Source organism: Bacillus cereus group sp. MYBK227-1 (assembly GCF_051916325.1).
GTDB classification, from domain to species: domain Bacteria; phylum Bacillota; class Bacilli; order Bacillales; family Bacillaceae_G; genus Bacillus_A; species Bacillus_A cereus.
In genome coordinates this window covers 1,184,693-1,206,831 of sequence record NZ_JBQAGK010000001.1, presented here as the reverse complement: position 1 = coordinate 1,206,831, position 22,139 = coordinate 1,184,693, and the positions used below count along the sequence as shown (strand labels likewise).

The following is a 22,139-nucleotide window of genomic DNA, read 5'->3' as shown; positions in this document are numbered from 1 at the left end:
CACTCCTGCGACTGCGAGTCTATCTAATGAAAGACTTCGTATCTTACTCTAGTTTTAAAGTAATTTAGCCATACAACGTATGGTTGCATGGCTAAATTATATATTTCTTTTTATCTGTCTTATTGTAGACCGAAATTACGAGAAAGATCTTCGTCATGTCTAGCAACAGCTTCTGCAGTTTTATTAAGCTGCATATTAATTTCTTGTAATAGCTGTGCGAAGTTTTGTACTTTTGGCTTTAATTGATTGAACTGTTGGTCAAAACCTTCGAAAGCACGACCTTCCCATTCTCCTCTTAATTCATTTTGTAAGTTTTGTAGTTGACGTAAAATGTCCTCAATTTGATTTGCACCTTGTCCATATCGAGTCGCTTTCGATTTAAGCTCCTCTGGTGACATACGAATTTGTCCTGCCATTATTAAATCCCCCTTAAAATTAAAAAATAGTAAAATTAACCAATAATCAATTCTACAAATTGATTATATCAATAATTTAAAAATTTCTAAACAAAAAAATGATATTTTTCCAAAATTTCTCTTTTACTATAATAACGATATATTGTATAATACTAATTTATTTATTTTTTAAGCACACTCTATAAATCTACTATAAAATAAAGGCAAACCATCTATTTTATATATTTATAAGGACTTATTCACTTTAAATCCCAGCGAGAAAGTAGCCACTAAATCATTATTTTCTCCCATTCAGACTATAATACTCACTTCAAAGTCATAATTACCTGCCTTTCAACAAACCCAAACTCTTCGTACATCTCTTTTGCAAAATTCCCAGCAAATACATTCAACCGAATTTCTGAATACTTCTCCTGTAATTCCTTAATACCAGCTTCCATCAGTTCTCGCGATAATCCTCTCCCGCGATATTTTGGGAAAACGTACAATTCATATATAAATCCAAGTTTTTCACGAGAAAAATAGTCTGTATTTTCCCCTATTAATATCCATCCCATTACTTTATTTTCTTCTTTAATAATTAAATAGTATGCTCCTTTTTCTACAATCGGCTTTGTAATCTCAATTGCTTTCTCGGTACTTAATTGACAATTCCCTCTCGTCCCTTCAAAAAGCGATTGAGCCGCATATTTTAATATTTCATTGCTATCTTCTTGATTCGCCTTAATTATCATTTTTCACAACTCCCCTTGAATAATAGGCATTACTATCGCTTGTTCAAGATTCTCCGCTTCCATAACAATTGCCGTTAATCCGTGTTCTGTACTTGTTTCATGGAGCTCTCCCTTTTCCCAAAACACAGCTTGTCCCGCCTCTATCTTTATCTTTTCTTTATTTACTCCACATACATATCCTGTCCCGTCCACAATAAGAAGCAGTTGAGATACAACTGCTTCATGATTACCGATGATTCCATTCTCGTGTAAATGCATAGCACCGATATGTATATTTCCTTGATGGTTTAATATTTTTGACATGATGAAATTAGATTGAAATACTGATAGGTGCTTTCCTACTTTTTCACTAAAATCAAAAATTTTCATTACTAGTCCTCCTTATACGTATAAAACCATCCTTACTGTCTGCATCATATGTCCTTCAAAGTCTTCTTCAAATTGCTCTAATTCAGCAAAACCTTTCGCTTCATAAAAGCGTTTTCCTTTTTCATTTGCTGCTTCTACATGTATGTACAATTTCCGTATCCCATTTAATGCTTTAATCCCTCTTTGTAATAAAGCACTTCCGATCCCTTTTCCTTGCTGATCTGGTAACAAATAAATCGCACCTAATTCTGCTTCGTTTTGTAGTCTAACAGGTGAAAAGTTTGCAAACCCTATTACTTTACCCTCTTCTTCCGCAACGAATAAATGTGTATTTTTAAGACGATATTTCATTTTTTCATCAGAGTATGCCTCATCTAAAAAACTATCTTGAATTTCTCTTGGAATAATGCCTTCGTATGTATCATGCCAAGCTATTTTTGCTACTGATTGTACAGCATGAATGTCCTCTTGCTTCATTTCTCTAATTATATATGTCATCTCGATGTCTCCATTCTCTTTAAATTATATTCTGCTAATATACTAGAAGAAATGGCAGAACCATTTTCATAATTCACCTTAATTAATTTTAATTTCTCAATTGAAGCTGTTGCAAAATCAAATTTCCCATAAATATATTCCATTACACTTAAAAACTGCTTTGTATGTAATCTATTTGCAATTGTACAATGCGGAACCCATTTTCCCGGTACGTAATATGAATTTGGGTTGTCATGAAAAGTTTTAAAATAATCATGATAAGAATGATGAAGTTTTAACAATTCATCGATAACAGTCGGCGCTAGAAAGACCGTTCCATTAGTAGGAAAAATTCCAATAGAAGGAAAAGTTACTGCATCCATATTTTCTTGAATAGCTACAAACTCCCCTAGTTTCTCCGTATACAAATGGACATCTAACTCATTATAATCAGCTAACGTAATATGAGGTTCTACTCCAGCTAGTTGATTTGTTCCAATTACATTTGTTAATTCATTTTGCAGTTCTGTAATTTTATGAGTAAACACACGATCAAATGTAGCAATAATAGCGTACAATCTTTCTCACCCCTTCGTTACACATAGCGCTTCCCATTCTTCACGAATCATGCCCATTCGAATAGAATCATAGTATGTTCCGTTATAATAACGACACTTTCGCATTCTACCTTCTAAGCTCATTCCTATTTTCTCCGCTACTTTCATCATTCGTTCATTACCAGACCAAGTCGTGAGCCCTACTCTACCAATCTCCATCTTTTCAAATAATAAATCTCGATATAACGTTAACGCTTCTGTACCGTAGCCACCATTCCAGTAAGTTGGATTATAAATAACAATCCCCATCTCCAACCAACGCGTCGGTTTATGCTCCCAATAAAATCCGACCGTCCCTATAATTTGACCGTTATTTTCTATAATTAAATTTGACAGTGGTTCTTCTTGCAAACGAGTTTGCATCTTCTCTTTATAGGAAGCGTATTCTTGCATTGAGAACGGGAAATATGGCGCATCCCATTTCTTCCATTCTGGGCTTTCTTCTTTAAATATGATATTCCATAATGTTTTTATATCCGATTCTTCTATTGTACGAATTGTAACTTTCTTCCCCTTTAATACAACGTTTTGCATAATTCCCTCCTGCATTCCTCTTTATTTCATATATAATTATAATATTTTTTCAGAAAAATCAAAACTAATATCATTTATTATATTGTATAATTTCGTTATTAGATACCAATTATTGATTTAGAACGCTGGTGATTCAGTGAAGAATCGATTTAGTATTGCTTTATTTCTCACTATTGTTACGACAAATATTATTCTACAGTTCTTCTTACCATCAAATATTGTTACGAAATGGGACTTTAATGGAACGCCTACATCAACAATGGATAAAAGCACTTTTGTAATCGTAAATATAATTATATGTTCCTTCTTATTCTTTGTATTTTTAGCTTTATCTAAAGCAGCGAGTAACCAGAAATTTCTCCATTGGATCGGCAACACAATGTTACTATTCTTATTTTTTGTCGATATTGTCATCTCCCTCATCGCTCTTGGCTTTTCACTTCCTCTTGATCATTTCATATTTTTAGCATTAGGGCTTTTATTTATATTAATAGGTTATTTCAGTTCCAAAATTGATACGACTAAATCAACCGTTTCATTAGAATGGAATGATAAGTACCTTGAAAAAAGAGCTTCAAATATTAGTAGTATTTCAATGATGATAGCAGGTATTTTTTTAGCGATACTTCCTTTTATCGTTTCTGCTCCCTATAGAGGTTATGCTATACTAGCAATTCTTTTAGGAATGACGCTTATCATTCTGCCGAGTACGATTTATTTACTTATTAAAGACAGCAAGCAATCTACTCCTTTAAAAAAATAGGAGGTTATACCCCTCCTATTTCAGCTTAATGTTTTATTTTTCACTTTTTCTATCTCAACTAAAATCCCTTTCCCTATCCAACCCTCTACGCCATCTTTTTTAATTAAATCATATCCTGAACAGCTATCATCAATGAGAGAAACGATATCTCCCTTCCTAACGCTTATTTGCGCACAAGAAATATCGGTTTTCACTGTATATTCACCTGACTCAAGTTGTTTCATATATTCATTTTTTACAGTGAGTAAATTATTCGTTTCCTTTTGTTTACATACGGTGTAATCTTGCATCTTCTCGATAGGCTCTATGTAATAATACGGATATGTCACTCCGCCCTGCATTTCTGAATTCGCATTAAAATCCGCTATTACTTCGTACTCTGGAAAATAGTCTACATATGTATAAGAAAACGTATCGCCGGTTTGTTTCCTCTGAATAATAAATACGTTTAATTGCCCTGCTTCTTTAATTGCATTTCCTCCATCAATTGCAATAATTTTTTTCTCCTTATCAATAACTGGATTGTTAGACGGTGCTTCTTCAGAATAGTTCACGACAGGCCAATGACCAACTATTACATACTTATTTGCTTTATGTGATTTATTAAAAAACTGTGGCATTGCTATCGCATTTTTGCGCTCTGTTTCTTTCCAATCTACTCTATCTTCTAGACCGGCATGCACAAAAATATAATCTTCTGTTTCAATCGCTGTTGGCAACTCTGTTAGCCAATATAGTTCTTGTGAAAATTCACTTAACAATGCTTCTTTCACTTCACGAATTGAAGTGCCCTCATGAACTGAAAAACCTAATCGCTCTAGCCATTCATTAAAAATCGAGTGCTTTCTCATACATAAATAATTAATAAGATCAGGATTTTCATTTAGAAGAGCATCAACTAAAACTTCACAATTCCCTTCAACAACGTGAACCTTTGAATTGTTCTTTACAAGATTCATAACGTAGTTTACTACGCCTACGCTATCTCGTCCTTTCTCGCAAAGATCTCCATTAATAATTAAATAATCTTCATCTTTAAAGTTAACTTTATGTAGTGCTTCTTTTAAAAGATTTAATTCTCCATGAATATCAGATATGACGATAACTCTAGCATCATTAGGGATTGATAGTTTCTTTATTTTTTTCAAGTATAAGCGCTCCAATCATTCTCTTTATTAAATTAAAACAATTCGACAAAATACACTATATAACCTTTTCAAATACATATACCATAACTTACAACCTATTTACGGTTTAATAATAACTTAAAAAATAAGAAGAAGCTGTTCCCAATTTTTGCGGGACAACTTCTTCTTATTTTTTATAATTCTTTATGAAAAGAATAACTCACCTTATCATACCCTTCTCTTTCATAAAAACGATGAGCATCAATTCTTGAAAATGCTGACGTGAGGACGATAGACTCACATTCGTTTTCCTTTCCCCAGTTCTCTATATACGAAAGTAATACTTTCCCATGTCTTTTTGAACGATGTGCTTCTGCTGTTACAAGGTCATATACGAAAACGTGTTTCTTATTATAAAAGTTCGTACAAATTGCTACACCTGCAAGGCTAACAACTTCATCATCCTCATTACGCAACGAAAATAGTTTATAATTTTCTTCTTTCATATTTCGAAATAAAGAGCTTGTTTCCTCTTTTGAAAGTTTCGTTCTTAATTGCTGTAAAACAGGTAATACTTCATGTAATTGCTCTTCTGTTACTACTTCTTTAACATTCATTTTTAACTCTCCCTTAACTATTTAAATAATTTTCTAAATGTTATATCATTATTATAGAAAGCAACTGCCCTTTACTTAAGTGGCAGTTTAAGTGTTTTTTATAAGGCCAGTTTTAAAGGAGAGTTTTATATGGATTTTACTATCCCATTGCAATTACAAAGTAACACACCTATTTACTTGCAAATTTACGAATATATAAAAGCTGAAATTATACAAGGGACTATTTCTGTTGGCACACGGCTACCCTCACACAGAAATTTAGCATCACAACTTAATATTAGCCGCATTACTGTTGAATCAGCTTATCAACAGTTATTAGCTGAAGGTTATGCAGAAAGTAAACCGAAACGTGGTATTTTTGTAGCAAATTTCGATATTGACGTTATCCCAAATAAAAAACGAAATGCAGCAAAGAAGACGAACAATTTAATAGAAGAAAAATTTGAATATGATTGTAGCCAAGGGCTTATTGATCAAAATGCATTTCCGATTACAAATTGGAAACGAGCATTACAAGAATCCATACTTACATACGAAAATGCACTATTTGCTAAAGAAGATCCTCAAGGTGAATTCGCTCTTCGAGAGCATATATCAACATATTTATATCATTCTCGCGGTGTACATTCTTCACCTGATCAAATTGTGATCGGCGCCGGAACACAGCCACTTCTCTGGCTACTACTTCAACTGCTTGGCCCTACAAAAGAATACGGCATTGAAAACCCTGGATTTCACCGTATACACGCAATTATTAAAAGCTGTGATAGACAAATTCATCCCATACCATTGGATGAAAAAGGGATTGATATTTCTAGTTTATACAATACAAATTCCAATGTCGCATACGTTACACCATCACACCAATTTCCACTCGGGATTATTATGCCTTTATCTAGAAGATTAGAATTGTTAAAGTGGGCTAATGATTGCAATGGATACATTATTGAAGATGACTATGACGGAGAGTTTCGCTACGCTGGTAAGCCAATTCCTTCTTTACAAAGTCTTGATTCAAATGAACGCGTTATTTATATGGGAACTTTCTCAAAATCTTTTTTACCTTCTTTACGAATGGGATATATTGTTTTACCACCACATCTTTTAAAAACATATCAAGAACTGCATGGAATTTTCAAACAAACAGTCGCTACAATACAACAACTTGCTTTTGCTAACTTTATACAAAACGGGAATTGGGAACGTCACCTTAATCGGAGTCGTACACTATATAAAAGAAAACATCATACGTTAGTAAAATCCATTACGAAAGAAATGGGGGCTAATGTTCAAATTCTTGGCGAACAGTCCGGACTTCATATTGTTTTATGTGTAAATAACAGTATGAATGAAAATGAACTGATTGAATCCGCTAAAAAACAAAGCGTTAAATTATACCCACTTTCTCCATATGATTTCGTGAATGATTTACGTAAGGAATCATACGTATTACTCGGCTTTGGTAGTATTCCGGAAAATAAAATTGAAACGTTGGCTACATTATTGAAAGACGCTTGGTTTCCTAGTTGCAAGGAAACTTGTTAACAGTAGATTTAACTTGTAACATGTTAACAATTCAACAAAATAAAAAAGAAGGCTGTTCCAAAATAACTTTTTGGACAGCCTTCTTCTAGTTATTCACCTGACCTAGCTTTCCTTCCCGGACGTTTCACACCAGTCGTTTCTGTTGAATAGGAAGCTTCAATTATAGCGGTTGGATCTACAGAGAGAACGAGATCTTTCATTTTCGGATAAATGAATCGGTTTGTAATGCAATAAATGATTCTCTTATGCTCCCCTAAAAAACCACCTTCTCCATGTAGATACGTAACAGATAGTTGCAATTCTTTCATAAGTAAATCGCCTATTTCTTTATTCTTACTAGAAATAATCATAACGCTCTTACCTTGATTAATACCATCTAGTATAAAATCAATCATCTTCGTAACAATATAGAAAATTGCTAACGAGAACATCGCTTGTTCGATTGAAAATAAAATAGCAACAAAGATGAAAATAACTGCATTTACTGCAAGTAAAAATGTACTAATCGGTACATTAAAGTGTTTATTCATCCAAACTGCTAACATTTCTGAACCGTCAATTGCTCCACCCATTTTAACAACAATCCCAACACCAATTCCAAACAGTACTCCACCATAAAGTACAATTAATAACTCAGAAGTCGTAATTGCTGGAAATGGTTTTAAATAAATTAATCCGAGTGTTGTAACTACATTCGCATAAGATGTACGGATAAAAAACTTCTTTCCCATTACTTTTGCAGTAAATAATAAAATTGGGATATTAATTCCTAAGAACACACCATAAAGCGGCAATCCTGCGACTTTATTTGCCATAATAGCAATAGCCGTTACCCCGCCATCTACTAATCCATTAGGTGCTAAAATAAGCTCTAATGAACCTGCTACTATAATTGAGCCAATTGTTAATAATACGTATTCAAATACTTTCTTCATTCATTACCCCCAAAACTTATATATTTTCTTAGTATTATTTTAACGTAATTTTACTACTAATTCAAAGGTATCGATTTATATACAGAAAAGTTTCACCTTTATCGCTATTTTTATGTAATACATGTAACGCGTAATACTAAAAACACACTTACAAATTAAAAGTAAGTGTGTTTTTAACATCTATTTAATCTTTACGTACGGCTTCATTTTTAATTTGAATATTTCCTCAACTGCCCTTTGATATCCACCAGCATTTCTAAGCGATTCTCCCACTTTAAGACTATTTTCCTTAAACGTCACATCATCCATTACTTTCTTTACAGTCTCACGTAACAATTCAGAAGTTAACTCGTTACGATTAAGTGTTATGCCTGCCCCTACTTCAGTCAATCGTTTTGCAACGAATGGCTGATCTCCTGTTACCGGAATTACAACTAATGGAACACCGTAATATAACGCTTCACTCGAACTATTCATACCACCATGTGTCACGAATACATCAGCATGCTGTAAAACTTCTAATTGCGGGACATAATTATACAACTTAAAGTTTTTCGGGATATTTTCAAATTGACTTATATTTATCTTCTTACCAACGACTAATACGACTGTCGCATCAACATCTTTAAACGCTTCAAAACATTTTTCATACAAAGCAGGTTGTTCATTAAAAACTGTTCCCATAGAAATGAAAATCACTTTTTCATTTTTTAAATCTTCGGTAGGAAAACTCCCCACTTCTTTTCGAGTAGCAATTGATGGACCTACAAATTTATACGATTCATCAAATACCTCTGAACGTGGCTGATATTCTTTTGAAGTATATACAATCGTAATATCACCAGGATGGTTCATAATATCATACATACTATTACATTTCATTCCATACTGCTTATTCCATCTTTCCATTCCCGCTAAACAAGATTGATATAATGGATCCATTTCATCTACTTGTCTCGATTCTTGCTCATCATGAAAATTAATGTACTGATTAACAGCAAACGTTGTACAGGATGAAACGCTTGGTAATTGTAAAATATTCGCTATAATACGTCCTACTGGAAAATGATTATCATATATTAAATAATCATATTTTTCCTCTTTTGTTTCTTCTACAATTTGAGTAACAATACGCTCTGATGCTTCAATCATATGAGATAGCATCGTCAAAGGACTCCCACCTTCATTTACTCGTTCCATAATATTAATTTGAGAGAGAAAATTCTCAAACACTCGGAATTCCGCACCTGTTGCTTCAACCTTCTTTCTATAATCTTCAATACAATAAGAAACAACTGTTTCCCCTCGCTGAATTAACTCACTTACAATAGCTAAAGTCGGATTAATATGACCTTCCCCAGGAAAATTTATTACGAGTACATTTGCCATAACATTCTCTCCTATCCAATTAACATAATAAAATTAACAATTAATTATATTAATTAATTTAAGTCTATTATAAATGAATGCATTCTACTTCTTCATGCTTTTCTCTTCATTTTATTATTGAGAAATATTTTCTATAGTCTACATTATTGTGATTCACAATCTTATAAATGAATGCTTACTTTTACTCTTCATAAATTTAAAGATACGAGTCTTACATTCAAGTATTACCACTATTATTTTTAGACAATTCATACAAAAATAGAGAAATATAATATTTTTAATGAGTTTTCACTATAAATGTAAGTATGCTGTCTATCTTTTTATCTTTATCCTCATAACACATCATCTGTTATATAATGAATTTATGGAATTTACAGAAAAAGAAGCGCATGCCTTTAAAAGTGGTTACGAAACAATTATGTCTATTCCTCACTTAGAAGAATATAGACAGCCTTATCGTTATTTATACCGACTGTTATCTGTGCAAGGTAATGTGGAATTTAAAAAATGGTTAAGTCACCCATCCTATTTTTAAATACGAATGAGAGGGAGTATACAATGGATATTCAGAAAAAGCGTTCTGTAACAGAAAGTGAAATACAGCAAATGAAGGATTTGGCTTATATTTGTGGGCAACAAGACAATCTTGATTACTCTTCAGATTTACATATCAACTTTTTAAAAAATCGAAATGAAGATTATATAAACGATTTTCTTCTTTATAACGGTACTCAATTAATTGGCGCTTTAAATATGTATGATTTCGAAAGACCAACAAAGCTTGAACTAATAGGCTTTGTACATCCTCATTTTAGAAAACAACGTTTCGGAACTATCCTTTTACAAACTGCAATGAAAGAAATACAAAATAGAGAGACAGATGAAGCTCTTCTTATTATTAATGGGGATTCTATTTCTGGGAATGAATTTGTAAAACATATGAAGTTACCATATTTATATAGTGAATATAGTATGGAGTGCAAAACAAACGAAATTCAAAAAACAACAGATAATAATATACAGCTTACTCTTGCAACTTCAGAATCACTTCTTGATCTTATTAAAATTTCTAGTAAAGCTTTTGGTGATTCAGTAGAAAATACGACTACATGGTTACAAAAAATGATGACTTCATCTTCCCATCAAGTTTACAGTGCCCTTATTGCTGAAAAAGTGATAGGAACAATTACAGTTTCTAAACAAGAGCAATCTACTACACTATCAGGATTCGCCGTTCATCCTTCTTATCAAGGTAAAGGATACGGAAAAGATATTCTTTGTAATATAGTACATACCCTTATTACAGAAGGAGTTTCAACAATTGAATTAGACGTCGAAACAAAAAATATCCACGCTTTAAAACTATATACACAATGTGGTTTTGAAATTAAAACGAGGCATGACTATTATAATTTAATGAATTTTTAGGTGAATACATATGTTAAAAAAACAATTTATTCTAATTATGATATTTTAGCAAACATCTATAATAAACATTGGAGACATTTTGTTGAATCCTCCTACCCAGCCTCGTTTTACAAGATGCTCTTCCCTACTCTCGTATATTAGATCTTTGTTGCGGGACTGGTCATCTCTGCCGGTGATAGTTTAATTTAGATGAACTAAAAAGTGTGTTTCACAAAGTTTACTCCGTATTACATAACGAGGGTATATTCGCATTTGATATGAATAAAAAAACTGAATCGAAATGATTCAGTTTTTTCTTAATATATTTACAACTGCAGTTGTTTCGTCATTTTCTTTATAGACACGCGGAATTCTTCTATCTAGCATACATGTAACTTCATAGTTTATTGTACCTAACATATCCGCTATTTCTTCTACTGCGATATTTTCTTCACCTTGTTTACCGTAGAATACTACTTCGTCTCCTACTTGTACTGGCATCGCTTTTGAAACATCCAACATTAACTGGTCCATACAAACACGGCCAATAACAGGTACTCGAACCCCGTTAATTAACGCATAGCCTTTATTAGATAATTGACGATTATAACCATCAGCATAACCAATTGGTACAGTCGCAATCCATTCTTCACCAGTTGTTACATACGTATTCCCATAACTTACACCACGATTCTTCTTCGCATGTTTAATATGAGCTACTTTTGATTTTAACGACAACGCAGGCTGTAAAGAAACGACTGAATGATCCACTTCTTTTGACGGATACATACCGTACACTCCTATTCCAACGCGTACCATATTTTGAAATGTGTTACTTAATTCCATTGATCCCGCACTATTTGAACTATGAATATATGGTATTTGAATTCCTAATTCTTTCGCTGTATTAACAGCTTTTTCAAATAAACTTGTTTGCATATTCGTATATGATTTATCGATTTCATCTGCCGTAGAGTAATGCGTAAATATCCCTACTACCTCTACATACTCCATACGGTTTAATTCTTCTAAAAATGGTTTAACTTCTTCTTCTTGTAAACCGATACGACTCATTCCTGTATCAATTTTCACTTGAATTTGTACTTTCTTTTGAAGACGGTTTGCAATTTCATTTATACCATGTAAATCTTCTACTCTATAAACAGTCATCATAACGTCATATTGAATTACATCTTCTACAGCCGCTACTGGTGTGTATCCTAAAATTAAAATCGGCACAGTAATTCCTGCTTCTCTTAATTCTATTGCTTCATCTACAAATGCAACTGCAAGTTGATGTATTCCTGCTTCAATTGCAGCTTTGGCAACTTCAACTGCCCCATGGCCATACCCATTCGCTTTTACAGCAGCCATCATCTTAATTTCTTCATCATTTACATGTTTTTTAAATTCTTTTACATTATGTTTTACAGCATTTAAGTCAATTTCTACAATTGTATCTCTTCCATATTTCAAACTCATTGGTCTAACTCCTAACTCAATAATTGCATTCCATTCTATTTCACGTTTCATATGACCTTTTACAATATAATACTTTTCATTATGCTAGTCAAACTACTAGAATTTTCGGAATTTTGAGTATGATATAATATCCTCAAGAAACTATTATATACGGAGACGAGGAGAATTACAATGTTTGTTCAATCTGCATTGCATCAACTAAAAGTTGCTATTGATACTTCTATTGATATGCTTAACCAATATAGTGAAAACGATTTAAAAATACAACCGATTCACTCAAAACGATCATTATTTGAAATGTGTGCACATCTTTCTCTTATTTGTCATGCTGATTTACTCATTTTAAATGGTATTCCAGAAAAAGAATTACATACCTTTTATATAGAACGTACCCCCGTAACAGTTGCTCACATGCAACAAACGGTGATTGAAGGTTACAACCTTCTCTCTAAAACATTTCTTTCCTACTCCCAAATAGAATTAGCAGAAGTTATGACTGCCTATTGGGGTATTTCTTATTCGCGCTTTGAATGGTTACTTGAAATCGTTGCACACTTTTATCATCATCGTGGACAAATTTATATTTTATTATGCGAGCATATGAAAGATCCTCGCATTCCTTTATTTGAGTGATTTTCCACTCATTCATTAATTATAAATAGAGAAGCTACAAAACCAATAAAAAGTATCATTCCTAATAAAATAAATGTTTGAGCATAACCTCCTATTTTCATAAGATAAATAGAAATGATAGGTCCTATACTAGTACCTAAAAATAAAATAAAAGTATAAATAGATACTGCTATTCCCCTTGCTCTCCCTCCTAATTGACCTACAAGAGAAACTAAAGACGGAACGGATATAGCAATACCTATTACAAAACAGACACTCATCATTACAAGTAGAGATAGATACGAAACAAAGCCCATTGAACTTAGACTAAAAATAGCAATCAACAATCCTCCTTGAAGAACTTTCCTTACTTCAAACCTCTTTGTTAAACGACCTGCAAGTGGTGACAGCAACATACCAAACAGCCCTGCTAAGCGAAAATAAAGGATTTGTTCTGCAGTTAAATTGTAAGTAGGGGAGCTCAAATAATTCCCTAAAACAGTATACATATTAACAAAAGCCATTAATAAAACGAATGCAATTATATAGCTTAATACTAAGCTTTTATTTGTAAAAACTTTACCCATCTGTTTAATTGGTCCCAAAATATCAGTATAGGATTGAGACGTCTCTCCTTTCGGAAGAGAATAATAAATCCATATAGCAGTACTTATATAGACAATGCTAAGAAGAAAGAAAACCATATGCCATCCAAAATGCTGACTAACAGCAGTACTTATTACCTGCCCTACAATTCCAGCTACTAAAAAACCGGTACTAACAAACCCTATTGTTGTAACCCTTTTTTCTACTGGGAACATTTCTACAACGTAGGCTAACGCTACTGGAGAAAATGTAGCTGCGGCTATCCCCTGTATACCTCTAAAAATAACAAGCCAAAATAAACTATCTACAAACCCTAAGCAAAAAGAAACTATCGACAGTGCAAGCAATCCAATAAAAATCACTTTTTTTCGTCCATATTTATCAGAGATTGCCCCAAATAACAAACACCCTATAGCAAAGCCAACAGAAAATATACTTCCTGTAGCTGCCGAGTGTGTTAATGACGTATTAAAAATGTTTGAAAATAGAGCGATTAAAGGTATTGTTACATATAGGCTAGACATAACTACCATACCGGACCAACATAATACAGCTGTCATTATTGTATAATTCTTTTCACTATTTACTTCCTTTCCTATTTCCATCATAAACTCTCTCCCTTATTACGATTTGTTTTTATTAGTTTAAAATCTCTAAATCACTAAAATAGCATTCCTTTAACTCTTATTTTAATTACATAGCAAAAATTATTACCGTACATAAAGTTAGTTAAACATATAATAAGGCAAACTAATTATGTGTCCAAATAAATAAGTTGATCTTCATAATCAACTTATTTACCTACCTTCTCCTAATTTCACCTGCATAGTTGCTTGCATTTTATTTAATAGCTTTTCTAAAACTTGACGCTCTTCTTGATTAAAGCCATCAACTAACGAAGCGCAAGATAACCAAAAAGTTGGTAAAGAATGTGTAACTAGTTCTTTTCCTTTCGGAGTAATTTTCACCTTTAATCTTCTTCGATCTTCAGAATGGTGGAATCTTACGATTAACTCTCGTTTCTCCATCCAATCTAATAAGCCAGTGACAGAAGCACGTGTAATCCCTAATCGACTCGCAATATCCGAAGGACTCATGTTCACCTCTTCCCCATTCGCTTCCATTTCACGCAAAATAAACAATAGTAAAAAATCTAATTTACTCTCTGAAATACCAAGCGGAGCTAAATCTACGTCAACAGCATCAAGAACATTATCAGACGTCCATAACATTAACAAACCAAGTTTTGCTGCAATTTGATCCGTATCCGCTGATGCTGTCTTTTTGATTAACTCTGCGTACGGCTCAATCCCTAAAGGAAGAGAGTCTTTTCTTGAATCCATTCATCTTCACTCTCCTTTCCCACTAATTAATTAGCTTACCTAATCACTTTCTCATTATACTCATATTTTTCCTTTTATTGCAAGCACATTGTTAAACAAAAAATCCTATTATTAAAACAGGATTTTTCACACTCACTAACTATTAGTTTTAAATAATGCGCAACTTCTTTAAGGCATAAGAAATTCCGCCTTCACTCGCCTTCGTTGTAACGAAATCAGCCCTTCTCTTCAACTCCTCTCCACCATTTCCCATCGCAACTCCTAATCCTACATACTGCAACATCTCAATATCATTTCCACCATCCCCAAAAGCAATGGCTTCTAATTTACTAATGTTTAAATGTTCCAATACTTTTTGAATTGCAGTTAGCTTCGATACTTTACTATCTTCCAATACATTTATAACGTAACCATGAAAACGCTCAAACGTAAGTGCTGGATATCTTTCAATGAATTTTTGAGCTTCTGTATCATCAGCATACAGACATATGCAATACATCTCATCTGATAAGTTTCTAACTTTGTCAGGATACTGCTCTAAATTTAAGGTTTCATTTAACGCTCGCATGACACGTTCATCTTTGGAAGCAATATTATTCATTGCAAATTCTTCTGTAAAGTAAGAAACACTGTGACCATGTAATTCAGCAAAATTTGAAATATCATGAACGATTTCGCTTGAAAGTACTGATTTATGTATAACTTCTTTCCCACATTTTATATGTGCACCATTTGCTGAAATAAACGTATTTATACCTAGTTCCTTAAATTGTGAGCATAAACTATATGGTCTTCCAGTTGTAACAACTACGTGAATTCCTTTATCTATTAATCTTTGTACCGCTTCTTTTGTACTTTCGTGCATGCTTCTATCAATCTCACTTAATAACGTACCGTCAACATCGAAAAATACAACTTTGTACATAAGTCTTTACATCCCGTCCAAATGATTCGTATCATTAATGAAATGCACCGTTTTTTGTTCACCCTCAATTTCAATTAAACTTATTCCCGTATCTCCCATTTTGAAATAGTAGTCCATTGAAATTGGCATTTTGAAAAATGCACGTAATAGACTATTAATTACGCCCCCATGGGCAACAATTGCAATTCGGTCATATGTATTCTCTGTCAAGATTTTAGAAAAGATTCCTTCTATTCTCATTCGAAACTCAATAAACGATTCCCCGTTTTCAAAACGATCATGAAGAAACTTTGGCTCTGGATATTTCTTTGCTTCTTCAAATGATAAGCCTGCTTGCACTCCATTATTAAACTCCATTAATTCCTCTTCTAATTGAATTGGACAACCAATTGCTTCTGCTAATGTTTCACCCGTTTCACGAGCGCGTTTTAATGTGCTTGCCCAAATGAAATCTGGTGCAAAATCTTTTTTCACTTTCTGTACAAGTCTTTGTACTTGTTGTCTCCCTTTGTCAGTTAACTCAAAATCAGCTCGACCTTCATGCACATGTAAAATATCAGCTTCTGATTCTCCGTGGCGTATTAGTAGTATTTGCATGTTTCTCTCTCCCTTTATTTAACATTCATAAAATTCCATTATATCACATTTTAAGATTCCAAAATAAAAAAGGAACGGTCTCCCGTCCCTCATCCATTCACTTTTTCCGCATCATTCCAATAATATTTACTAAACGCTTCTGTTAACACATCAATTGTGTTATATAATTCATCTAACGTATTATCAACACCACCAACTTCAATTAACATCGCATTTTTCGATAAATCTTGGTTATAAACGCCATTTCCATCTTTTTTATACTTTGGAAAAATCCCTCTACTTAATCCGTAATAGTTTTCATCTAAATAACTATTGATTGCTCTTGCAATTTTTTCATTTTCAGCACGGCCTTCATTTTCCATCCCAATTATAAAATATAATCTTGCATACGATTTTCCGTTAATTACTTTTGTTGTTACTTTCTTACGCTGATCGTCACGGTGTATATCAATCGGAAACGCAATTTTATTATTTTGTGCTAATGCTTCTTTTACATATTCATGAGACGCTTTATATGACTGATACCATACCCACTTTTTACTCGCTAATAAATCACCCATATTCGTTTTATCATGAACTACCGGAATTCCTTGTCCTTCAAGTTGCTCTTTCATACGTTTCCCTAGTAAAGACACATTTACATCTGGGCTAGATGGATCAGTTGCCCCTGGTAATAATGGAAAGAAGGATTCCCAGCTATGTGTATGATAAATATATACTGCACTTTCACCTTTTTTCGCTCCGTTCTTTTTCTGAACCGGATTATTCTTTTCCGCTTCTGTAACTTTATCTTTTGCTATTTCCCGTTCTTTCGTTACTTCTTCAATCGGTACACTAGATTCATTTGGGATATTCGTCAAGTTTGTCCCTTCCCCAGCTACGATAATATTAGAATAATACTTTGACATACCAGGTACTTCTTTACCGACGAATGTTCTTAAATCTTTAATTTTCAAATCTGTCGCGATAGAGAACATTAAATTCCCAACTGACTCTCTTTTATTCTTCTTAAAATAATCAAATCCGTAATAGCGATTCTCACTTTCTATCATTTGAACAAAACCTTGCATCGATACTTTTCCAAACCATTGATTTGCATAATTCGATTTCATTGTATGTAAAAATGACGTCAAAATCGACGCTATCATAATTACTATTAGCGCATATAAAAGGAGTAACGAAATCAGTTTCTTCCCATGTATTCGAGTTGCATACTTTTTCACTGCATCACCTTCTTTATACATGGATATGTACAAGCTTTTCAGAATATACGCACAAAAAAAAGAGAAATGGTATACCATTTCTCTTCCTCAATTTTATTGTTCTTTTCCTGTATCATTTGAAGGTAGTTTCTTCGCTTGTTTTTCTTTAAATATTTCTCCAATTGCACCAAGAGTACCAAGTGTTTCAATTGCATTAGACGGAATAAAGACTTTATTTGCTGGTCCTTTTGCAACTTCAGCTAATGATTCAAATGATTTGTAAGCAAGTATACGCTCATCCAAATTCGCTTCACGAAGCAATTCAATACGATTTTGTTCTGCTTTTGCAATTTCTTCAATTGCTCGTGCTTCCCCTTGTGCTTCTAATTCTTTTGCTTCTTTTATACCTTCAGCTTCGCGAATACGCGCTTCTTTATCCCCTTCAGCCATCAAGATTTTACTTTGCTTTTCCCCTTCAGCGCGAAGGACTTTATCTTGTTTTGCTGCTTCAGCTTCTAAAATAATCGCACGTTTATTACGCTCAGCCTTCATTTGTTTTTCCATTGATGCTTGCACATCTTTTGGCGGGTTAATATCAACAACTTCGACACGTTCAATACGTACGCCCCATTTTTCTGTTGCTTCATCAAGCGCTAAGCGGATTTCTGTTGAAATTTTTTCACGACCAGATAACGTTTCATCCAGTTCCATTTTACCGATGATTTGACGCATCGTTGCTGAAGTAATATTACGAACACCATATTCATAGTTTGAAATACCATATGTCGCAAGTTCTGGTTCAACAATTTGATAGAAAATAATTGTATCAATCTCTACTTGAACATTATCTTTCGTAATTACCTTTTGCGGTGGTACATTCGTTTGTTGAATGCGTAAGTCATGATATACACGAACACGATCTACAATTGGTATTAAAATATTTAACCCTGGGTGCATTATACGTTGAAACTTACCAAATCTTTCAACAACCCCAACTTTTTGCTGAGGAATAATTTTAATTGTTAATGCGATAAATGTAACTACAATTAGTGCGAATATAATCGTTAACGTTAATGCTACCATATTTATTCACTCTCCTTTTTCACTTGTAATATAGTACTATGCCTCTTTATAACAACGACTTTTTCTCCAGCATCAATTGAAGAATCTGCAATAGCTGTCCAAGTATCTCCATCCACCTTCACAATACCATTCGCTTCATTTGTAATCGCTTGCATAACAATCCCTCTTTTACCAACAAGCATATCTACTGTATCAGTAAAACCTTTTGCTTCTCGAAAGTTTTTTGAAATTCTTTTCGTAAAGAATGTCAAAGTTAAACTTACAATTGCACCAACAGTAACTTGTAACAGTAGTGCATCAGGAGCAAACAAAGCAATAAGACCTCCGACAACAGCTCCAATTCCAAGCCAAAGCATGTAAAATGTAATCGACAACATTTCCGCGATAAATAAAATACCAGCTATTATAAACCAAATTACCCAAGCAGCCATATGCAACCCTCACTTTCTTTCTCATTTTCTATATGTATATGAAGAAAAGAATGGTTTATCCGCCCTTTCTTACACTTGGGCGTTTGCTACAAGCTATTGTACATATTCACTGTTACAATGATCATTAATATAATACTATATCAATATATTCTTCATTATACATGAAAATCCCTTTCAAAAAGTGACAAAAAATTAAATTCTTTAAAAATTTTAATTTTTAAATTACAATTATTACAATTACTAAATACTATTTTTTATAGAGGTGATATTCTTATTGAGAAACCTGTCACTAATCTACTATTTAGGTTCCAAAATATGCATTACTCTCGCTGACATCGTATATGTAATGATTATTACAACTCATATTTATATAGCAACTAAATCAGCTACTATTACTGCTCTTTTTCCATTATTACAAGTTATCACAAATCTAATTGCTAACATCTCTGCACCACTTATGATAAATCGTTTTCCATCTTATACGCTGTTATATACGCTCCAATGGTTGAAAACAGTCTTTTTACTATTATTAATGATTTTGTTCCCGGTCTTATCCACAAACATTATAGCTCTATTAACTTTTATTTTTGTCATTTCATTATGTAGCGGGTGGAGTGCTCCATTATTATACGGTATTCTTCCGCGCCTTACACCGAAAGAAAAATTAGTAAAAGTAAATAGTATCTTTTCCTTTTCAACACAAATTGTGCAAGCCGTTGCTTATTCATTTACGAGTATTGTCGTTCTTCTCATTGGCGCTACTTCTACACTCATGATTAATAACATTTTAATGATTTTCGGATGCATTGCATTACATTTTTCATTACGTTCCATACATACTGAAAGAATAGCAGATTCTCCCTCTTCCAAAAGTACTGTTTTATTGGAAGGTTGGAAACTCCTATTTCAAAATCCTTCTCTCCGTACCGTTACATATATGGACTTAATCGAAACTTTCGCAGGGACAATATGGATTGGTGCTATTACGATGGCATACGTTACGACTATCCTTCATAAGGGCGAAGAATGGTGGGGATATATTAATACAAGTTATTATGTTGGCACGTTAATCGGTGGTCTATTAGCCTGGAAAATGAGTTCCTATATTCAAAACAATTTAATACGATCTATGTCGATTGGCTCTCTTATATTTAGCATTCTTACATTTTTATATGGTATGACAAGCAGCGGATTTATTGCGCTTTTTCTATGTGTTCTAATGGGACCCTGTTATCAAATTAGAGATATTTCCCAAACGACTGTTTTACAATCAAGTGTCGCCCCTTCTTTATTATCAAAAATGTATACAGCACATGGCGCACTTCTTTCAACAGCCTCTGGACTATCTATGCTTATCATTGGCATTATTACTGATATGTTCGGTGTTCGTACAATTTATATCATCGCTTCTATTCTTATTTTATGTTCCGCTTGTTTATCTTTTAGTTTATTAAAATATCATAAGACAGAGCAGAACGATATTTCAATTTAATCACTAAAACAAAGAGGACAGGGATTCCTGTCCTCTTTGTTTATTCTATTCATGATAAGTTGGGGATTTTTCTATGCTTTGTCGCTTGTTCAAAAGCATAAGCTAATTTAATTAATATCCCTTTAAAGAAATTCAATATCCTTATTTAAACACCTTTAATTTCCCGAAAAATAAAAAAAGTCTGAAACGGATTAACCTTCGCTTCAGACTCTTACATTACTATGCGTATACTTCATCTAATAAATGTAAAAACTCACCTTGTTTCCCAGCTAATTCAGGGCATTTTGCAATATCAACCCATTCATAGCAAAATACTAATCCTTTATCTTCCTCACCAGCACTTACAATATGTTCCCAAGTATCCTTTACATCTGTTAGTAAAGTTACATGGAAAAAGTGGCGTTTTTCATACTCCTGTTTTTCTTTCATATGTATAATGTAATCTGCTAAAAACCGCTCTATGCATAAATGACGCAATCCGGATTCTTCCTGTACTTCACGCAATATAGCAGCTTCTAACGTTTCACCTTCATCAACCGTTCCCCCTGGCACTTGAATACCAGCTTCATGTATATCACGATGTTTAAAAACAAGTAATTGCATAACCCCCTCTTTTTCTCTTGTAATATATGCATGTACTTTTTTCTTATATAACATCGTCATTGTACGTCTCTCCCCTCAATTGTTCACTCTGTTACTTCTTCAAGTGTCAGTTGATTATCATACAAATATGTAGCTTGTGGATTTCCCACATACCTTACGTGCCATGGTTCATACCGATAGCCCGTAATCGTTTCTTTCGCTTTTGTGTATCGAACCACAAAACCAAATTTATGGGCATTTTCAGAAAGCCACTGACCTTCTTTCGTTTCCCCAAAAACTGTCTCTAACTGAAATTTAGCAGATTGAGACGTAATATCCATAGCTAGTCCAGTTTGATGCTCACTTGTGCCAGGAACCGCGCTAGACATTGCTGTTTTTGCTTCCCCGTCTTGTTTTTTATACATCGTATTTAATGCTTTTTGTCGATCAAAAGATCTAAATCCAGAAACTGCAAAAAGAAAAATACGCTCGTTGTCAGCCTGCTGAAACATATCCTCAAGCGCCCTCGCTGCCTCTTTTCTCATCTTTTTCTTTTCTTGATCACCTTCACTAGAGTAGCGCACTTTCGGAATAACTAAATCTGGCGGTCTATACCCATCTGGTAAACGCCTACTTTTATTTACAAGTACAAGCATTGAATTCGGATTATTAATTACCGCAATATCCCCATCCATATTAGCAATCGTTTCTTTCGCTTTCGGAAATATGCTATTTACACTTACTTCCCGCGCCTGCTTATCCTTATACATTTTATAATTGATTCCTGCTACTCCAACAATAATTATTGCAGCTACAATACCAAGTAGTGCCCATCTTTTTTTCATATAACGACC

25 protein-coding genes and 2 pseudogenes are annotated in these 22,139 nt (G+C 33.5%); 7 read left to right on the top strand and 20 right to left on the bottom strand.

All coding sequences use genetic code 11. The annotated features are described in order from the left end of the window. Positions 1-119: 119 nt before the first annotated feature. The 6 genes from ACTFRM_RS06455 to ACTFRM_RS06430 form a co-directional block, all read right to left on the bottom strand. Positions 120-416 (bottom strand): WXG100 family type VII secretion target, encoded by a 297-nt coding sequence (locus ACTFRM_RS06455; RefSeq protein ID WP_000918601.1) that lies wholly within the window; start codon positions 414-416, stop codon positions 120-122. A gap of 305 nt (positions 417-721) precedes the next feature. Continuing rightward, positions 722-1,150 (bottom strand): GNAT family N-acetyltransferase, encoded by a 429-nt coding sequence (locus ACTFRM_RS06450; RefSeq protein WP_000584231.1) that lies wholly within the window; start codon positions 1,148-1,150, stop codon positions 722-724. Between the two features lie 3 nt (positions 1,151-1,153). Beyond that, positions 1,154-1,519, bottom strand: a complete 366-nt coding sequence (locus ACTFRM_RS06445; protein ID WP_000688072.1) for a cupin — start codon at positions 1,517-1,519, stop codon at positions 1,154-1,156. Positions 1,520-1,531: 12 nt separating this feature from the next. Beyond that, positions 1,532-2,017 (bottom strand): GNAT family N-acetyltransferase, encoded by a 486-nt coding sequence (locus ACTFRM_RS06440; protein WP_000221052.1) that lies wholly within the window; start codon positions 2,015-2,017, stop codon positions 1,532-1,534. Beyond that, entirely contained in the window at positions 2,014-2,574 is a 561-nt protein-coding gene (locus ACTFRM_RS06435) for a 2'-5' RNA ligase family protein (protein WP_000270862.1), read from the bottom strand. Before ACTFRM_RS06435 ends, ACTFRM_RS06440 begins: the two co-directional genes overlap by 4 nt. A 6-nt stretch (positions 2,575-2,580) precedes the next feature. Further along, the gene (locus tag ACTFRM_RS06430; RefSeq protein ID WP_001181850.1) at positions 2,581-3,147 is read right to left on the bottom strand and encodes a GNAT family N-acetyltransferase; all 567 of its coding nucleotides are present in this window, start codon (positions 3,145-3,147) and stop codon (positions 2,581-2,583) included. Positions 3,148-3,283: 136 nt separating this feature from the next. On the opposite strand from ACTFRM_RS06430, the gene ACTFRM_RS06425 reads away from it, so the two are divergent. Next, positions 3,284-3,910, top strand: coding sequence for a DUF1648 domain-containing protein (locus ACTFRM_RS06425; RefSeq protein WP_000797169.1), 627 nt, complete (start codon positions 3,284-3,286; stop codon positions 3,908-3,910). A gap of 20 nt (positions 3,911-3,930) precedes the next feature. On the opposite strand, the gene ACTFRM_RS06420 is transcribed toward ACTFRM_RS06425, so the two are convergent. Together ACTFRM_RS06420 and ACTFRM_RS06415 are read right to left on the bottom strand one after the other, a co-directional pair. Next, the gene (locus ACTFRM_RS06420; RefSeq protein ID WP_000721379.1) at positions 3,931-5,058 is read right to left on the bottom strand and encodes a metallophosphoesterase; all 1,128 of its coding nucleotides are present in this window, start codon (positions 5,056-5,058) and stop codon (positions 3,931-3,933) included. Positions 5,059-5,231: 173 nt separating this feature from the next. Next, positions 5,232-5,654 carry a GNAT family N-acetyltransferase gene (locus tag ACTFRM_RS06415; protein WP_001101116.1) on the bottom strand — a complete coding sequence of 141 codons (423 nt, stop codon included), beginning with the start codon at positions 5,652-5,654 and terminating at the stop codon, positions 5,232-5,234. Between the two features lie 129 nt (positions 5,655-5,783). Here ACTFRM_RS06415 and pdxR point away from each other — a divergent pair, with 129 nt between their 5' ends. Beyond that, positions 5,784-7,199 carry a MocR-like pyridoxine biosynthesis transcription factor PdxR gene (gene pdxR / locus ACTFRM_RS06410; RefSeq protein ID WP_088322220.1) on the top strand — a complete coding sequence of 472 codons (1,416 nt, stop codon included), beginning with the start codon at positions 5,784-5,786 and terminating at the stop codon, positions 7,197-7,199. Positions 7,200-7,288: 89 nt separating this feature from the next. Here the strand turns inward: pdxR and ACTFRM_RS06405 are convergent, their stop codons facing one another. Continuing rightward, a complete protein-coding gene (locus ACTFRM_RS06405; RefSeq protein ID WP_000755128.1) occupies positions 7,289-8,134 on the bottom strand; it encodes a YitT family protein in 846 nt (281 codons plus the stop codon). A gap of 180 nt (positions 8,135-8,314) precedes the next feature. Continuing rightward, on the bottom strand, positions 8,315-9,523 hold the full coding sequence (locus ACTFRM_RS06400) for a macrolide family glycosyltransferase (protein ID WP_173600585.1): 1,209 nt from the start codon (positions 9,521-9,523) through the stop codon (positions 8,315-8,317). A gap of 373 nt (positions 9,524-9,896) precedes the next feature. Between ACTFRM_RS06400 and ACTFRM_RS06395 the strand changes: the two are divergent. The 3 genes and pseudogenes from ACTFRM_RS06395 to ACTFRM_RS06385 form a co-directional block, all read left to right on the top strand. Further along, positions 9,897-10,058, top strand: a pseudogene (locus ACTFRM_RS06395) (nitrate reductase); the annotation flags it as partial. A 23-nt stretch (positions 10,059-10,081) separates the two neighbouring features. Further along, complete coding sequence (locus tag ACTFRM_RS06390; RefSeq protein WP_048538782.1) at positions 10,082-10,951, top strand: GNAT family N-acetyltransferase; 870 nt, start codon at positions 10,082-10,084, stop codon at positions 10,949-10,951. Then, positions 10,952-11,214, top strand: a pseudogene (locus tag ACTFRM_RS06385) (class I SAM-dependent methyltransferase); the annotation flags it as partial. Positions 11,215-11,236: 22 nt separating this feature from the next. Here ACTFRM_RS06385 and alr read toward each other — a convergent pair. Continuing rightward, the gene (gene alr / locus ACTFRM_RS06380) at positions 11,237-12,412 is read right to left on the bottom strand and encodes an alanine racemase (protein ID WP_002182683.1); all 1,176 of its coding nucleotides are present in this window, start codon (positions 12,410-12,412) and stop codon (positions 11,237-11,239) included. Positions 12,413-12,583: 171 nt separating this feature from the next. On the opposite strand from alr, the gene ACTFRM_RS06375 reads away from it, so the two are divergent. After that, a complete protein-coding gene (locus ACTFRM_RS06375) occupies positions 12,584-13,045 on the top strand; it encodes a DinB family protein (RefSeq protein WP_173600586.1) in 462 nt (153 codons plus the stop codon). Positions 13,046-13,053: 8 nt separating this feature from the next. Here the strand turns inward: ACTFRM_RS06375 and ACTFRM_RS06370 are convergent, their stop codons facing one another. From ACTFRM_RS06370 to ACTFRM_RS06340, 7 genes are all read right to left on the bottom strand, one after another. Continuing rightward, positions 13,054-14,235 carry an MFS transporter gene (locus ACTFRM_RS06370; RefSeq protein WP_002041020.1) on the bottom strand — a complete coding sequence of 394 codons (1,182 nt, stop codon included), beginning with the start codon at positions 14,233-14,235 and terminating at the stop codon, positions 13,054-13,056. 192 nt (positions 14,236-14,427) lie between these two features. Beyond that, positions 14,428-14,973: a MarR family winged helix-turn-helix transcriptional regulator gene (locus ACTFRM_RS06365; RefSeq protein ID WP_000378332.1), complete on the bottom strand. Its 546-nt coding sequence runs from the start codon at positions 14,971-14,973 to the stop codon at positions 14,428-14,430. Positions 14,974-15,121: 148 nt separating this feature from the next. Continuing rightward, positions 15,122-15,898 (bottom strand): Cof-type HAD-IIB family hydrolase, encoded by a 777-nt coding sequence (locus ACTFRM_RS06360; protein WP_000278973.1) that lies wholly within the window; start codon positions 15,896-15,898, stop codon positions 15,122-15,124. Positions 15,899-15,904: 6 nt separating this feature from the next. Continuing rightward, the gene (locus tag ACTFRM_RS06355; RefSeq protein WP_001166435.1) at positions 15,905-16,495 is read right to left on the bottom strand and encodes a histidine phosphatase family protein; all 591 of its coding nucleotides are present in this window, start codon (positions 16,493-16,495) and stop codon (positions 15,905-15,907) included. Positions 16,496-16,584: 89 nt separating this feature from the next. Then, positions 16,585-17,796 (bottom strand): stage II sporulation protein P, encoded by a 1,212-nt coding sequence (gene spoIIP, locus ACTFRM_RS06350; protein WP_319006068.1) that lies wholly within the window; start codon positions 17,794-17,796, stop codon positions 16,585-16,587. A gap of 15 nt (positions 17,797-17,811) precedes the next feature. Beyond that, positions 17,812-18,780: an SPFH domain-containing protein gene (locus ACTFRM_RS06345; RefSeq protein ID WP_000226252.1), complete on the bottom strand. Its 969-nt coding sequence runs from the start codon at positions 18,778-18,780 to the stop codon at positions 17,812-17,814. Between the two features lie 2 nt (positions 18,781-18,782). Next, positions 18,783-19,211: an NfeD family protein gene (locus ACTFRM_RS06340; protein WP_000741976.1), complete on the bottom strand. Its 429-nt coding sequence runs from the start codon at positions 19,209-19,211 to the stop codon at positions 18,783-18,785. Positions 19,212-19,485: 274 nt separating this feature from the next. On the opposite strand from ACTFRM_RS06340, the gene ACTFRM_RS06335 reads away from it, so the two are divergent. After that, on the top strand, positions 19,486-20,703 hold the full coding sequence (locus ACTFRM_RS06335) for an MFS transporter (protein ID WP_031312793.1): 1,218 nt from the start codon (positions 19,486-19,488) through the stop codon (positions 20,701-20,703). A 219-nt stretch (positions 20,704-20,922) separates the two neighbouring features. Here ACTFRM_RS06335 and ACTFRM_RS06330 read toward each other — a convergent pair whose 3' ends face one another. Then, on the bottom strand, positions 20,923-21,366 hold the full coding sequence (locus ACTFRM_RS06330; RefSeq protein ID WP_098787521.1) for an NUDIX hydrolase: 444 nt from the start codon (positions 21,364-21,366) through the stop codon (positions 20,923-20,925). A 23-nt stretch (positions 21,367-21,389) separates the two neighbouring features. Continuing rightward, the gene (locus ACTFRM_RS06325; RefSeq protein WP_000747649.1) at positions 21,390-22,130 is read right to left on the bottom strand and encodes a M15 family metallopeptidase; all 741 of its coding nucleotides are present in this window, start codon (positions 22,128-22,130) and stop codon (positions 21,390-21,392) included. Positions 22,131-22,139 lie beyond the last annotated feature (9 nt).